At 70.0% G+C, this 14666-nt stretch carries 12 protein-coding genes; 10 read left to right on the top strand and 2 right to left on the bottom strand.

The window, feature by feature from the left end:
* The 4 genes from ON34_RS20180 to nudC form a co-directional block, all read left to right on the top strand.
* Positions 1–901, top strand: a 901-nt coding sequence (locus ON34_RS20180) for a RecB family exonuclease (RefSeq protein WP_169333886.1), incomplete at its 5' end; no start/stop codon positions are given.
* 330 nt (positions 902–1231) lie between these two features.
* On the top strand, positions 1232–5689 hold the full coding sequence (locus ON34_RS37675) for an ATP-dependent DNA helicase (RefSeq protein WP_040781480.1): 4458 nt from the start codon (positions 1232–1234) through the stop codon (positions 5687–5689).
* 216 nt (positions 5690–5905) lie between these two features.
* A complete protein-coding gene (locus tag ON34_RS20170; protein WP_051022902.1) occupies positions 5906–6961 on the top strand; it encodes a potassium channel family protein in 1056 nt (351 codons plus the stop codon).
* A 46-nt stretch (positions 6962–7007) separates the two neighbouring features.
* The gene (gene nudC, locus ON34_RS20165) at positions 7008–7913 is read left to right on the top strand and encodes an NAD(+) diphosphatase (protein WP_040781477.1); all 906 of its coding nucleotides are present in this window, start codon (positions 7008–7010) and stop codon (positions 7911–7913) included.
* Between the two features lie 47 nt (positions 7914–7960).
* Here nudC and ON34_RS20160 read toward each other — a convergent pair whose 3' ends face one another.
* Entirely contained in the window at positions 7961–8191 is a 231-nt protein-coding gene (locus tag ON34_RS20160) for a mycoredoxin (protein WP_085997106.1), read from the bottom strand.
* Positions 8192–8397: 206 nt separating this feature from the next.
* Here ON34_RS20160 and ON34_RS20155 point away from each other — a divergent pair, with 206 nt between their 5' ends.
* The 6 genes from ON34_RS20155 (at position 8398) to ON34_RS20130 (ending at position 12943) form a co-directional block, all read left to right on the top strand.
* A complete protein-coding gene (locus tag ON34_RS20155; RefSeq protein WP_245548108.1) occupies positions 8398–8712 on the top strand; it encodes a hypothetical protein in 315 nt (104 codons plus the stop codon).
* Positions 8713–8776: 64 nt separating this feature from the next.
* The gene (locus tag ON34_RS20150; protein WP_040781472.1) at positions 8777–9205 is read left to right on the top strand and encodes an EVE domain-containing protein; all 429 of its coding nucleotides are present in this window, start codon (positions 8777–8779) and stop codon (positions 9203–9205) included.
* A gap of 9 nt (positions 9206–9214) precedes the next feature.
* Positions 9215–9691: a MarR family winged helix-turn-helix transcriptional regulator gene (locus ON34_RS20145; RefSeq protein WP_040781470.1), complete on the top strand. Its 477-nt coding sequence runs from the start codon at positions 9215–9217 to the stop codon at positions 9689–9691.
* A 192-nt stretch (positions 9692–9883) separates the two neighbouring features.
* Complete coding sequence (locus ON34_RS20140; RefSeq protein WP_040781570.1) at positions 9884–12034, top strand: ATP-dependent DNA helicase UvrD2; 2151 nt, start codon at positions 9884–9886, stop codon at positions 12032–12034.
* Positions 12035–12143: 109 nt separating this feature from the next.
* Positions 12144–12482 carry a hypothetical protein gene (locus ON34_RS20135; RefSeq protein ID WP_040781468.1) on the top strand — a complete coding sequence of 113 codons (339 nt, stop codon included), beginning with the start codon at positions 12144–12146 and terminating at the stop codon, positions 12480–12482.
* A gap of 137 nt (positions 12483–12619) precedes the next feature.
* Positions 12620–12943, top strand: a complete 324-nt coding sequence (locus tag ON34_RS20130) for a WhiB family transcriptional regulator (RefSeq protein ID WP_083889575.1) — start codon at positions 12620–12622, stop codon at positions 12941–12943.
* 343 nt (positions 12944–13286) lie between these two features.
* Here the strand turns inward: ON34_RS20130 and ON34_RS20125 are convergent, their stop codons facing one another.
* Positions 13287–14630, bottom strand: coding sequence for an ABC1 kinase family protein (locus tag ON34_RS20125; RefSeq protein WP_040781466.1), 1344 nt, complete (start codon positions 14628–14630; stop codon positions 13287–13289).
* Positions 14631–14666: the final 36 nt, after the last annotated feature.

Genomic DNA, 14666 nt, shown 5'->3' with positions numbered 1-14666 from the left:
CGTGCGCGGCAGTCATCCCGACGACTGGTACGGCACCGCCGAGCTCAGCTCCAAGCGTCCGCTGTGGAGCGACGACGACGGCGCGGTGGCGCTGTCGCCCTCCACCGTCGAACTGCTGCGCACCTGCCCGCTGCGCTGGGCGCTGGAACGCCACGGCGGCACCGACGGCGACAATCCGCACGCCGTCAAGGGCAATCTGGTGCACACGCTGGTGCAGGCGCTGGCGGGCAAGGTGCCCCAGGAGCAGGTGCGCGCGGCGCTGGATCGCGCCTGGCAGGCGGTGGATCCCGGCACCGGCTGGCACTCCCGGCAGGAGCTGCGCCGCACCGAGGCGATGCTGGAGACCTTCCTGGCCTGGGTCCGCAACACCCGCGGCGAACTCACCCAGGCCGGTGTCGAGGTACCGGTCGACTGCGTGCTGCCCGCCCGCACCGAAGACGAACGCGACGTGCGGATCCGGGGCCGAGTCGACCGGCTGGAACGAGACGTGCAGGGCCGCTTCGTGATCGTGGACGTGAAGACCGGCAAGTCCCCGGTCACCAAGCAGGCGGCCGCCGATCACGCCCAGTTGGCGACCTACCAGGTGGCGGCCGCCAGCGGCGCACTCGACGCCGGTGACGAAAAGACCTCTGCTGCAACAGAAACCAACGCCGCCACCGAGCCTGGCGGAGCGCGCTTGGTGTACGTCGCCAAACCGAGCAAGGCCGAGGGCGCGACCCAGCGCATGCAGCCCCCGCTGGACGCCGAAGCCCTCGCCAAGTGGCGTGACACCATCCACGAAGCCGCCGCGGCCACCCAGGGCCCCAGCTATCTCGCCATGCGCAACGACGGTTGCCGCCACTGCACGGTCGCGGGCAGCTGCCCCGTGCAGGACCGGGGAAGACAGGTGACCGACGAGTGAGTGCGTCATCTGTGGTTGCCCGCACTCGCGGTGCCGCTGCGTGGTTGTGCGCCTGCCGCGTACAGGATGGGGAGTCAGGTGATCGACGAGTGAGCGGATTGATCGCGGTCGCTCGGCTCGTGGTGCCGTGCGAGCAGTTGCGTCCAGGATGGAGGGGGCAGGTGGTCGACGAGTGAGTGCGTTGTCTGTGGTCGCCGCGCTCGTGGTGCCGCTGCGTGGTTGTGCGCCTGCCGCGTCCGGAATGGGGCGGTCAAGTGATCGACGAGAGAGCGAGCCGACCGGTGCCGTCGCGCTTTCGGTCCGGTCGCTGCCGACCACCGAGGCGCCGCCGTGACCGGCGGCCGAGTGACACCGCAGCAGCTGGCGCAGGCGCTGGGCCTGCCGCCGCCGACCGACGAGCAGGCGGCCGTGATCGCGGCGCCGCCGGGTCCGACCCTGGTGGTCGCCGGAGCGGGTGCGGGCAAGACCGAGACGATGGCCGCGCGCGTGGTCTGGATGGTCGCGAACCGGATCGTCCGGCCCGACGAGGTGCTCGGCCTGACCTTCACGCGCAAAGCCGCACAGCAGTTGACCGCCCGCATCCGCACCAGGCTGGCCCGGCTCGCCGGTGCGCCACTGCTGCGCGAACTCGACCCGACCGGTCAGCTGCGCGCCGAACTTTCCGGCGCGGAACCGGAAATCAGCACCTACCACTCGTACGCGGGCAGGTTGCTCACCGAACACGGGCTGCTGCTGCCGGTGGAACCGTCGGCGACGTTGCTCACCGAGACCCAGCTCTGGCAGCTCGCCCACCAGGTCGTCCGGACCTGGGACGGCGACCTGGACACCGATCGGACGCCGGTGTCGGTCACCGAGGCGGTGCTCGCGCTGTCCGGGCAGCTGGCCGAGCACCTGGTCGAGCCCGAGCAATTGGCCGAGGCGCACACCGAGCTGGAGAAGCTGGTGTACACGCTGCCCGCGGGTCCGCGTCAGCGCGGCGGGCCGAGCCAAACGCTGCTGAACATCGTGCAGGTGCAGCGGGAACGGGTGGCGCTGCTGCCGCTGGTCCACGAGCTGTCGGAGGCGCTGCGCCGCCGCGGCGCACTGGATTTCGGCGCGCAGATGTCCCTGGCCGCCCGGCTCGCCGCCGAACACCCTGAAGTAGCAGCCGCCGAACGCGCCCGCTTCCGCCTGGTCCTGCTCGACGAATACCAGGACACCGGCCACGCCCAGCGCGTCCTGCTCGCGGCCCTGTTCGGCGGCGAGCAGGAACGCGCGACGGGATCTGAGTCCAGGGCCGGGGACTTTCCGATCCGCCCCGCGGCATACGGTCCGGATTCCGACCCGCCGCTGCCGGACGTCCGGGTGACACGTGCGGATACCCGTGACCCGGATTCGCCGCCGCGCGCGGGCGGGTCGAACATGCACTCCGACCAGGAGACGCGGGTTGCGCGGTCGGAGCGCCCCGGTGCGGACGGCCGAGATATCGCGCCGCTGCCGGTTGATCCGACGGCCCTTGTGGCGCAAAGGGATCCGAATTTCGAAACCGGGGCTGCGTCATCTTTTTCGGACAAACGTAAGGTGCACTCCCATCCGCCGCCGGATACGCAACTGCGGCAAGCCGGTGCAACCAACCCCGATCTCAGCGCGCCCGAGCCGGGAAGGGTGATGCCGTACTCAGCTGCGGAGGGGCGGCTTTCGATTTCTCCGCTGGGGAACGCGGCACCGTCACGCGGTGATACGCAAGACCTCCCCTTCGGTTCGTCGGTGGGGGACGTGCAGTCGCGGGGTGGTGATGCGCACGATTTGCCGTTCGGTTCGTCGGTGGGGGACGTGCAGTCGCGGGGCGGTGATGCGCACGATTTGCCGTTCGGTTCGTCGGTGGGGGACGTGCAGTCGCGGGGTGGTGATGCGCATTTCGACCCGCCGACGCGAGAGGGCGAGTCACAGCGTGCGGGTGCGCACGATGCGCGCAGGGCCCACCCGACACGGGACGCGCCCTCGTCACGCATCGGTTCAGACGCCCGGCCGCCTGATCCGGGCGCTGCGCGGCGCCTTGCGGTGACCGCCGTCGGCGACCCGATGCAATCGATCTACGGCTGGCGCGGCGCGTCCGCGGCGAATCTCCCCCGGTTCGCCTCCGACTTTCCCAGTGCTCCCGGCGTCCCCGCCCCCACGTTGGCGCTGCTGACCAGCTGGCGCAATCCGCCGGAGGCGCTGGCGCTGGCGAATCTGGTGGCGGAACCATTGCGCCGCAAGGCGATCGAGGGCGGCGGGGTGACCGTGGACGCGTTGCGCGCCAAACCCGATGCCGGGCCGGGTGTGGTGGCGCTGGCACTGACCGAGACCGTGGCCGCCGAACGTGAGTGGGTGGCCGAGCGGATCGCCGCGGAATGGGCGGCCCGGCGCGCGGACCAGCAGCCGCCGCCGACCTCAGCGGTGCTCGTGCGCCGCAACGCGGACGCCGCGCCGCTCGCGGAAGCGCTTCGGGCGCAGGGACTCCCGGTGGAGATCGTCGGGCTCGGCGGCTTGCTCGCCACCCCCGAAGTCGCCGACATCGTCGCGACCCTGCGGTTGATCGCCGAGCCGGGCTCGGGCACCGCCGCCATGCGAGTGCTGACCGGCGCGCGCTGGCGCATCGGCGTCGCCGACATCGCCGCGCTCGCCCGCCGGGCCAGGGACTTGTCGATCCGCCGTCCCGGCTCGGACACCCCGGCCGAGATAGCCGACCGCGCCGCGCTCGACGAGGCGCTGCGCGAGGTGGCGCCGGAACCGGCGGAACAAGCCGGTCTGGCCGACGCGATCGCCGATCCCGGTCCGGCGGAGCAGTATTCGGAAGCCGGTTTCGCCCGCATCGAGGCGCTGGCCCGGGAGTTGGCCGCGTTGCGCGAACGCAGCGGCCAGCCGTTGGCGGAATTGGTGGCCGATGTCGAGCGCACCATCGGGGTGGGTGTGGAGACCCAGACACGGCGAGCGATGGCCGGGACGGGGGCCGGACGCGAGCACCTGGACGCGTTCGCCGAGGTGGTGGCCGGGTACGCCGCGGACACCGGCGCCTCCCTGGGCGGACTGCTCGCGTTCCTCGCCGCCGCCGAGGAGGTCGAGAACGGGCTGGAACCGGGAGAGGTCGAGGTCGCCAAGGACCGGGTGCAGGTGCTGACCGTGCATGCCGCGAAGGGCCTGGAGTGGGAGATCGTCGCGGTCCCGCACGTGGTGGAGGGCGTGTTCCCGTCCAAGGTCGGCTCCGGCACCTGGCTGGGCGCGCTCGCCGAGCTGCCCACGTCCCTGCGGGGCGACCGCAGACAGGACGACGCGGCCGAAGGCGTTCCGGTGCTCGATCTCAGCGACCTGTACGACCGCTCCGACCTCGACCGCGCGATCAAGGCGCACAAGGAAGCGCTGGAGCGCCGCCGGATCGACGAGGAACGCCGCCTGTTTTACGTCGCGCTCACCAGAACCGAACGCGTGCTGCTGGTTTCGGCGCACCACTGGGCGGAGACCGGCAGCTCCCCGAAGGGTCCGTCGGATTTCCTGCTGGAGCTGAAGCGCGCGAACGAAGACCCCGACAGCCCGGCACACGATGTCCTCTCGATCGACCGATGGGACGACCCGCCCGCGCCCGACGCCGTCAACCCTTTCACCGACAACCCGGCCACTGCCGAATGGCCCCGAGACCCACTCAGCACCCGCCGCGACCCCATCGAACAGGGCGCCGCGCTGGTCCACGCCGCCCTCGCCGACCTTCGCGCGCACCCGACCGCCGCACACCACGGCGCGGACTCGCCCGGCGGCCGAGAGGACCGCATCGCGAAATCGCTTCGCGGTGGGGACTATTACCCGCCCGACGACGAGCTTCCCCCGGACCCACTGGACGAGTTCGCGGACCCGCCCGACTTCGATTACACTGCAATCGAGTACGCCGACCCGTACGCGGATCTCGAGCCCTATTACGGACCCGCCCCGGACCCGGTCGAGGAGTACCTGTCGGCCGACGAGCCCGCCTTCGCCACCGGCTTCGCGCCGCCCCCTCCGGAGGACGCCTACCCGCTCGAGCGGGCACATCGCGCGCCGGACCCGGACGATCCGGAAGGCTGGGCCGCCGATGTGGACGCCCTGCTGGCCGAGCATCACGCCGCCGCGGCCGCCGCCGAGTCGGTCGAGCTGCCGGGTCAGATCGCGGCGACGGCGCTGGTCGAGCTGCGCGCCGACCCGGCGAAACTGGCCGCGCGCCTGCGTCGTCCGCTGCCCTACCCGCCGAATCCGCTGGCCCGCCGCGGCACCGCCTTCCATGCCTGGGTGCAGCGGTGGTTCAGCTCCACCCGGCTGCTCGGCCTCGACGAACTGCCGGGCGCCGCCGACGGCGCGGCGGACACGGGATTGGACGCCGAGCTGACCGCGATGCAGGAGGCGTTCCTGAACTCGCCGTGGGCCAACCGCAGCCCGATCGAAGTCGAGATCCCGTTCGAGACCTCGATCGCGGGCACCGTGATCCGCGGGCGCATGGACGCGGTGTTCGCCGAACCGGGCGGCCGCTGGATCGTGGTCGACTGGAAGACCGGCGCCGAGCCGAGCCCCACCGAGGAGCCCGCGGTCGCCATGCAGCTAGCGGTGTATCGCTTGGCCTGGGCCCGGTTGACGGCCGCCCGCGAGGGCCGTTCCGAACAGGAGATGCTGCCGCGGATCGGCGCCGCGTTCCACTACGTGCGCACCGGACGCACCATCGCGCCGGCCACGCTGGCCGGTCCCGCCGAACTGGCCGAGCTGATCAGGAACGCCGCGCCCGTCGACTCACCGCCAGCGACCGGGTGATTCGCATCCACCTTTGTCCGCGTCGAGACCGCGTGCGGCATTGGCGAGTGCGCCGCGGGCGCCGGGAATCGGACACAGGTAGGCTCCCGTGCTGTGCCGGAGCTACGAGGACTACCGAGATGACCGACACGAGCGACCACCCGACCACGCGGCCACACTCCGGTTTTCGGCCGGAGCGAACACGCGGCGCCGCGGAGACGAACGCAGGTGGGTCCGGTGTTCGGTGATCGAGCGCGCGGCCTCGGGTTGGCCAGCCGCCCCCACTTCGCGCTGGTCGGGGTGCTGCGCATCCCGGAAGTGCAGATCAGCCCGTGGATTTCGCTGACAAGGCGCGTGCTGTTCGCGACTGCGCTGCTGTTCCTGGCCGCGTTCGTGGTCTATGTCGGTCGCGAGGGTTACCACGACAATTCGGGCAACGAATTGTCGTTCCTGGACGCCTTCTACTACGCCACGGTCTCGCTGTCGACCACCGGATACGGCGACATCCACCCCATTTCGCCCGAGGCGCGATTGGCGAACATCGTCATCATCACGCCGCTGCGCATCCTGTTCCTCATCGTCCTCGTCGGAACCACGATCAGTGTGCTGACGGAACGCTCCCGGCAGGCTTTCAAGATTCAGCGATGGAGGCACAGCGTGCGCAATCACACCGTGGTCATCGGATACGGCACGAAGGGCAGGACCGCGATCGACGCCATGCTCGGCGACGGGGTGAAGGCCTCCGACATCGTCGTGGTCGACACCGACGTCGTCGCCTTGGAGGCGGCCGCGAACGCGGGACTGGTCACGGTGCACGGCTCGGCCACCCAATCCGACGTGCTGCGGCTGGCGAGCGTGCAGAACGCCGCGTCGGTCGTGGTCGCCACCAACCGCGACGACACCGCCGTGCTGGTCACCCTGACCGCCCGCGAGCTGAACAAGAAGGCCAAGATCGTGGTCGCGGTCCGCGAGGCGGAGAACACCCATCTGGTGCGGCAGTCAGGGGCGGACTCGGTGGTGGTGTCCTCGGAGACCGCGGGCCGATTGCTCGGCATCGCCACGACCACGCCGACCGTGGTGGAGATGATGGAAGACCTGCTGACGCCCCAGGAGGGGTTCGCCGTCGCCGAACGCGAGGTCGAGCCCGCCGAGATCGGCGGCTCGCCACGGCATCTCAGCGACATCGTGCTCGGCGTGGTGCGCGACGGGGTGCTGGTCCGCGTCGGCGAGCCGGAGGTGGACGCGATCGAGGCGGGCGACAAGCTGTTGTACATCCGCCGGGCGGGCAAGTGACCCGGCGGCCAGCCATGCGGTAACTCGGGCGCGATAGTCTCGAACCGTGCCCGCTTTTCAGCTCAATGGTGTTCCGCTGCTGTCCCGTTCCGTCATCGATCGCGCGGAGGAGATCCGGGGCGACGCCCAGGCCCTGAAGGAGGGCTGGGGCGAGGCGAAACTCGTGCGGATCAATCGGCGCGGGCAGGTCCGCTTCGACAATGGGGTGCTGGTCTTGGACGCCGCGCTCGAGCTGTCCGCGGAGCCGAGCCCGGCCGCGGTGTTCCTCGGCGTCGAGGACGGCATCCACCTGTGGGCGGTCCGCGACCCGGAGTTGGAGGGCACGCTCACCGATCTGCGCGCGCTCGCCGGCGGCAGCATCGACGACCGCACCGCCGGTTTGCTCTCCACCGCGATCGCCTTGCTGAACTGGCACGACCGGGCCGGGTTCAACGGTGCGGACGGCACGGTGACCACCGCCTCCAAGGCCGGGTGGTCGCGCGTCACCGAGAGCGGTTACGAGGAGTTCCCCCGTATCGACCCCGCGGTGATCTGCCTGATCCACGACGGCGGCGATCGGGTGCTGCTCGCGCGCCAGCACAGCTGGCCGAAGTCGCTGTTCTCCCTGCTGGCCGGGTTCGTCGAGGCGGGCGAGTCGCTGGAGCGCTGCGTCGAGCGCGAGATGCGCGAGGAGGTCGGCCTGGACGTGCGCGAGATCAGCTACCTGGGCAGCCAGCCGTGGCCGTTCCCGCGCTCACTGATGCTCGGCTTCGCCGCGGTCGCCGATCCCGACCAGCCGCTGGCCTTCTCCGATGGCGAGATCGCCGAGGCCAACTGGTTCACCCGCGCCGAGGTGCGCGAAGCGCTGGCGATGGGCGACTGGTCGGCGCGCGGCGAGGGCGCGCGGCTGTTGCTGCCGGGTTCGATCTCCATCGCCCGGACCATCGTCGAATCCTGGGCGGCGCTCGACTGAGCGCACGCTTCCGCGCGGGACCTGCGAGGTCCGCGCGGATGGAGTGATCAGGACAGACCGGCCAGCGTCTGTTTGACGGCCGCCAGCGACGGGTTGGTCGCGGTGGAACCATCGGCGAACTTCACGGTGGGCACGACGTGGTTGCCCCCGTTGACGCTGCCGACGAACTCGGCCGACGCCGGATCCTGTTCGATGTCGATTTCGACATAGCTGATACCGGCCTCGTCCAGCTGCTTCTTCAGCCTGCGGCAGTAGCCGCACCAGGTGGTCGAGTACATCGTCAGAGTGGGGTTCGCGTCAGTCACGGACGATGCAACGCTGAAGTACCCCGCCCTGTTCCACTTGCCCGAAATTTAATATGCGCGCATACTAAATTCATGCCGATCATCGCCACCGCCCAGGCCACCTCCACCGCCCCGCCCGCCGCCTTCTTCGCGCGCTGGGCCGACACGAGCACCTGGCCGGAATGGAACACCGACACCGCATGGGTGCGTATGGACGGCCGTTCGCCGAGGGATCGACCGGAACGCTGCGGCCGAAGAAGGGCCCAAAGGTCCGGTTCGTCATCGCGCGGCTGACCGACAGCGAGTTCGTCGACGTCTCGAAGCTGTTCGGCGCGCGGCTGCGCTTCGCCCACCAGGTGACCACGACCGAGGGGCGCACCACCGTCACGGTGACGGTCTCGATCGACGGACCGCTGCGGCGCCTGTGGAGCCGGATCCTGGGCGCCGATCTGGTCGAATCCGTCCAGCCCGACCTGGACGCGCTGGTCACCGTCGCCGAGCGGGTAGCGGCATGAGCGGTCGGGCATGGAGCAGGCAGCGGGACCACGGAGGCCTCGCTCACACCGGAAAGGACATTGCATGAGCGCGAAGTACTGGCTGGCCGTCGTATCCCGTGAACACGTCCTGCGCGGCGTCGAACTCGGGATCGCCCAGGCCAACCATGGTAAGCGTGCGGCGGTGGAGCGCATGCGGCCCGGCGACGGGCTGGTCTACTACTCGCCGCGCGAGCGGATGCGCGCCGGAACGGCGGTGCGCTCGTTCACCGCGATCGGCACCATCGACGACCGGCCTGCCTGGCAGGCCGACCCGCAGGACGGCGGCTGCTTCCGGCCGTGGCGACGGTCGGTGAGCTATCGGCCCGGTGTCCGGGAGACGCCGATCGACGCGCTGCGCGACGACTTGGACCTCACCAGCGTGCCGAACTGGGGCATGGTGCTGCGCCGCGGCCTGGTAGAACTCAGCGCGCACGACTACGCACTGATCGCGCGGACCATGGCGCAAGAGTGAAGGAGACCGATGCAGGAGCAGGGGCCGGACGCGGGACTGCGCAGCAGGTTCCGCACGGCCGACGAAAGTCCGGGGCTGTTGCTGTGGCAGGTGACCAACCGCTGGCAGGCCGCGCAGCGGGCGGCGCTGGCCCCGTTCGACCTGACCCATGTGCAATTCGTGCTGCTCGCCTCGCTGGTCTACCTCGCCGCGGGCAGCGACGATCCGGTGCGGCAGCGTGACCTGGCCGAGCACGCCGCCACCGATCCGATGATGACCTCCCAGGTCCTGCGCGCGCTCGCGGAGAAGAGGCTGATCGAGCGCCGCGACCACCCGAGCGATCGCCGCGCCAAAGCCCTCGTCGTCACCGCAGCCGGTGTGGCACTCGCGAACCGCGCCATCGTGGCGGTCGAGGCCTGTGACCAGGAGTTCTTCGCGCCGCTCGGTAGGCAGGGCAGTTCCTTCGCGCGCACCCTCCGGTCGCTGCGCGATCGAAGCGCACGCTGATCACCCGGCGGCGGGTGTCGTCGCTCGCGATCCGATGTTTCTGCGTACCGCGCGTCGCGGGATCGGGGGGTCGCTGCGCCGGGATCGTCCCGCGGTGTGGCGCTCGTCGGCGTCGATCCCGCGATGGCATCAATGTCGCGCGGCGTGCGGCAGGGCGCGGCGGCGGCACTGTCGGTGTCGGTGGGCGCTGTCATGATGGACCGCGTGCCCGCACTAGACCTCACCGACCTGGATCCCGAGCAGGCCGCCGCCGTGCGCGCGCCGCGCGGTCCGGTGTGCGTGCTCGCGGGCGCGGGCACCGGCAAGACCAGGACCATCACCTACCGCATCGCGCATCTGATCGCGCAGGGGCAGGTCAAGGCCGATCAGGTGCTCGCGGTGACCTTCACCGCGCGGGCGGCGGGGGAGTTGCGGACGCGGTTGCGCGCGCTCGGCCTCGGTGGCGAGGCCACCAAGGTGCAGGCGCGCACGTTCCACGCGGCGGCGTTGCGACAGCTGAAGTACTTCTGGCCGCAGATCGTCGGCGACGTGCCGTGGCGATTGATCGACGCCAAGTTCCCGATCGTGGCGCAGGCGGCCAACCGGGCCGGACTGTCCACGTCCACCGACAGCGTTCGCGACCTGCTGAGCGAAATCGAGTGGGCGAAGGCATCGCTCATCGCGCCGGAGGACTACACGGCGGCGGTCACCGAGCGGCGGCGCGAGACGCCCTACGACGCCATGCGCGTCGCCGACGTGTACGCGGGCTACGAGAAACTCAAGGCCACGCCGGACGGGCTGCTGCTGGACTTCGACGACCTTTTGCTGCACACGGCGGCCGCGCTGGAGGACTATCCTGCGGTCGCCGACGAATTCCGCGGCCGCTACCGCAGTTTCGTCGTCGACGAATACCAGGACGTCACACCACTACAGCAGCGGGTGCTCGACGCCTGGCTCGGCGACCGCGACGACATCACCGTCGTCGGCGACGCCAACCAGACGATCTATTCGTTCACCGGCGCCACGCCGAACTACCTGCTCGATTTCTCCCGCCGCTACCCCGACGCGACGGTGGTGCGACTGGAACGCGACTATCGCTCGACTCCACAGGTGGTGTCGCTGGCCAACCGGGTGATCGGAGCAGCGCGCGGTCGCATCGCGGGCACCAGGTTGCAACTGGTCGGGCAGCGGCCCGACGGACCCGAGCCCGCCTTCGCCGAGTACGACGACGTTCCCGCCGAGGCGGCGGCGGTGGCGAAGGCGATCGCCCGGCTCATCGAGGCGGGCACGCCCGCCGCCGAGATCGCGGTGCTCTATCGCATCAACGCCCACTCGGAGAGCTACGAACAGGCACTCACCGAGCGCGGCGTCCCCTACCAGGTGCGCGGCGGTGAGGGCTTCTTCGCGCGCACCGAGGTCAAGCAGGCCGTGCAGGCACTGCGTCAGGCCCAGTCCCGCGACGATCTGCCCGACCAGGCGCGCAGCGGCAGAGCCCTGGTCTCGCTGGTTCGCGCGGCGCTCGCCCCGATCGGCCTGACCGCCACCGAACCCGCGGGCGCGCAGGCCAGGGAGCGCTGGTCCTCGCTGGTCGCCTTGGTGCGCCTGACCGAGGAACTCATCGCCCACGACGACCGTCTCGACCTGACCGGGCTGCTGCGCGAACTCGCCGCCCGCGCCGAGGCCAGGCATCCACCCACGGTGCAGGGCGTCACGCTGGCCTCCCTGCACGCCGCCAAGGGGCTGGAGTGGGACGCGGTATTCCTCGTCGGCCTCTCCGACGGCACCCTGCCCATCCAGCACGTTCTCGCCGACGACGGCTCGGTGGCCGACCAGGCCGCGCTGGAGGAGGAGCGGCGGCTGCTCTACGTCGGAGTCACCAGGGCGCGGGAGCAGTTACGACTGTCCTGGGCGCTGGCCAGGAACGAGGGCGGCAGGCGCACTCGGCGGCGCTCCCGGTTCCTCAACGGCCTCGTCCCCGACGACTCGCCCGCCTCGCGTATCGCGGCACCGGCCGCCCCCGCGTCCAAAGAAGCCCGGCCGACCTGCCGGGTCTGCGCCAAACCGCTGATCGGCACGTACGCGACCATGCTGGGCCGATGCCGCCGCTGTCCGGCCGAGCTGGACGCGGAACTGCTTGCCGCCCTGCGGGATTGGCGTGCGGAGAAGGCGGAGTCGTTGCGCGTGCGCGAATTCGTCGTGTTCACCGACACCACGCTCACCGCGATCGCCGAACAACTGCCCGCCGACGACGCCGCGCTGGCCTCGATCGCGGGCATCGGCGCGAAGAAGATCGATCAGTTCGGCGCGGACGTCCTGGCGATCGTCGCGTCCCGGATCCGATCCACATCACAAAACCGCAGGTAGAAAATAGGTTGTCGCCGTCGTCGATCTTGCCTATGGTGGATTTCACGCACCGGGAGGTCATCTCGGCGCGCACAGTTACCGACAACGAGTACAGGAGGGAGGCAGAGCAATGGACAACATCATGAACTTCGACGCCAATGGCGTTGCGGTCTATGCGCCCATGGCGGCCTCCCGGGGGATCCTCGCCTTGCAGGGGATCGGTCTGTCCGGAATCAGTGCTTGCGGCATGTCCGGCACGAAAGTGAATTCCACTGTCATGCCTGCATCCATTCGCACCGAAATCCAGGACAAGCCCAGCGCGGGTTGGCACCCGACGGCTGCCGAGGCAGCAGTCGGCGTCTTCGCGGACGAGTTCGGCTTCGAGCCGGCGGATCCGCGGGCAGCACGCCTCCGCACCGCACACCCAGCGACCGTGAACAGGACTCGACACAGATGTCGACCTAGGTAGGGAACTCCTCCCCGACCTCCTGGCCACGGATCGCACGACAGCGAAACCGTGGCCAATATTCTCCGGCCCTTCAGCCACCAGGCACCGGTTTCGCGGACAACGAAACGAACCGCTGCAACGAGCTGAAGGAGAACGACGTGTTCACCGCACAGGGTTGGCCACAAGCCGCTACTGACGTGACATGCCGAACCGTGGCGTCGACTACTCGTCCCCAGGAGTCCACCAAGGCCCTGCCCTGCCGTGCTGGCGACCCGGATCTCTGGTTCGCCGAGAGCCCGGTCCAGTTGGAGCAGGCCAAGGCGCTGTGCGCGACCTGCCCGATCCGCATGGGCTGCCTGAGCGCGGCCATCGATCGGCGTGAGCCATGGGGTGTTTGGGGCGGTGAGATCTTCGACCAGGGTGTCGTGATCGCCCGCAAGCGTCCACGTGGTCGTCCGCGCAAGGTCGCGGTCCCGGCATGAGTCGGGGAGTGACTTCCCTCCCTCCGGTCGATGTGCTCGATTCGGTCGGTGCAGGCACGGGCCGAGCCAACGAACGAGAAAGCAGGCCAGCCGCCCACCGTTGTCCGGTGGGCGGCTGCCCTGCTGTGTTGGTCTTGCAGCGCCTGCGGCGCTGCGTGTTCGCGGCCCCGGGAAGTCTCGCGTCCGAGCGGCCGAGACTCGCGCCTGCGGCGCATGCGCTTCGGTCACTCGGACCCGAGACGGGCCGCGAACGGCGCTCGTAAGACTCGCACCCGACGGGGCTGGAAGTGCGATGGACGGGCAGCTTGTGCTTGTCGTTGGGCCAGATAGCAGGCGCTGCAAATTAGGCAGAGCTGCGTTCCTCGCGGAAGCCGGGCATCCAGGCGCGGACCAACTGCATGAACGGCAGTTCGGCGTCCAGCTGGGCCAGGATGCCGACGGAACCGCCGAGCACCCGGAAGATCATCACGTATTCCGCCGGGAGTTGCAGCGCCCGAGCGGTTTTCATCTCCGGGCTGGAGAACTCCGAAGCCTTGCCCGCCACCCGCTGCATCCACCTGCGGGTGAAGTGGAACGAGTCGGCCTGGATCGGATCGGTGAACGGACGCAAATAGTCGGCGATTTCCTGATGGGTGACCACCCGGCCCGGGATCACCCAGCCGTGGTCGTACAGCAACTCGGTGAGCTCGGCGAAGCGCTCCTCGACCGCGAGGGCCAGCATCCGGCCGAGTACCGGGGGGAAGCCGTCGGGCATCGGCGCGCAGGCGCCGAAATCGATGACGGCGAGCCTGCCGTCGGGCAGCATCATGAAATTGCCCGGATGCGGGTCGGCGTGCAGCAGTCCGACGACCTCCGGGGAGGAGAAGTGGAATCGGCCCATCAGACCCGCGACTCGATTGCGCAGCGCGACAGTGCCCGCCGGATCTTCGCTGCCCTGCTTGATGATCGCGGAAACGGCCGTCCCGTCCAGCCATTCGGTGACGATCACCTTCGGCGCGCTGGCCACCACTTTCGGCACGACGATCTCGCCGTGTCCGTCGAAGCCTTTGGCGAAGGCGCGCTGGTTGGCCGCCTCGTTGCGGTAGTCCAGTTCCTCTTCGGTGCGCTCGGTGATCTCGGCGAGAATCGGCTTCACGTCCGCACCGGGGATCACCGACGCGACCAAGCCGGTCATCCGGGACAGGGTTTTGAGGTCCGCGCGCAACGCGTCGTCCGCGCCGGGATACTGCACCTTCACCGCGACCGGTCGTCCGTCCGACCAGACGGCCCGGTGCACCTGTCCGATGCTGGCCGACGCGGCCGGGATGTCGTCGAACTCACGGAAGCGGGTACGCCACTGGGTGCCGAGCTGCTGGTCGAGCACGCGATGGACGGTCGCGGCCGGCATCGGCGGCGCGGCGGCCTGGAGTTTGGTCAGCGCCTCGCGGTAGTGCTCGCCGAACTCCTCCGGAACGGCGGCTTCCATCACGCTGAGCGCCTGTCCGAACTTCATGGCGCCGCCCTTGAGTTCACCCAGCACGGTGAACAGCTGCTCGGCGGCCTTCTGGTTGAGCTGGGCGTTGATCTCGGACTTGTCGCCTCCGGCGAGCCTCTTGCCGAATCCCACCGCGGCCCGGCCCGCGATGCCGAGCGGAATCTTGGCCAACTTGGCGTTGCGGGACGAGCGACTGCGCGCGATCTCTGACACGTACCCATCATGGCGGACGGACCAGCGAATCGGCCA

Origin of the sequence: Nocardia pneumoniae NBRC 100136, from assembly GCF_000308755.1 — a bacterium.
GTDB classification, from domain to species: Bacteria; Actinomycetota; Actinomycetes; order Mycobacteriales; family Mycobacteriaceae; genus Nocardia; species Nocardia pneumoniae.
This window is presented reverse-complemented; position numbering and strand designations above follow the sequence as displayed.

Bases quoted from the DNA above. Each gene is read 5' to 3' on its own strand.
- ON34_RS20160 (WP_085997106.1), bottom strand. From the start codon at position 8,191: ATGTACTCGACCACCTGGTGCGGCTACTGCCGCAGGCTGAAGAAGCAG.
- ON34_RS20155 (WP_245548108.1), top strand. From the start codon at position 8,398: ATGGGTGCGTATGGACGGCCGTTCGCCGAGGGATCGACCGGAACGCTG.
- ON34_RS20150 (WP_040781472.1), top strand. From the start codon at position 8,777: ATGAGCGCGAAGTACTGGCTGGCCGTCGTATCCCGTGAACACGTCCTG.
- ON34_RS20145 (WP_040781470.1), top strand. From the start codon at position 9,215: ATGCAGGAGCAGGGGCCGGACGCGGGACTGCGCAGCAGGTTCCGCACG.
- ON34_RS20140 (WP_040781570.1), top strand. From the start codon at position 9,884: ATGATGGACCGCGTGCCCGCACTAGACCTCACCGACCTGGATCCCGAG.
- ON34_RS20135 (WP_040781468.1), top strand. From the start codon at position 12,144: ATGGACAACATCATGAACTTCGACGCCAATGGCGTTGCGGTCTATGCG.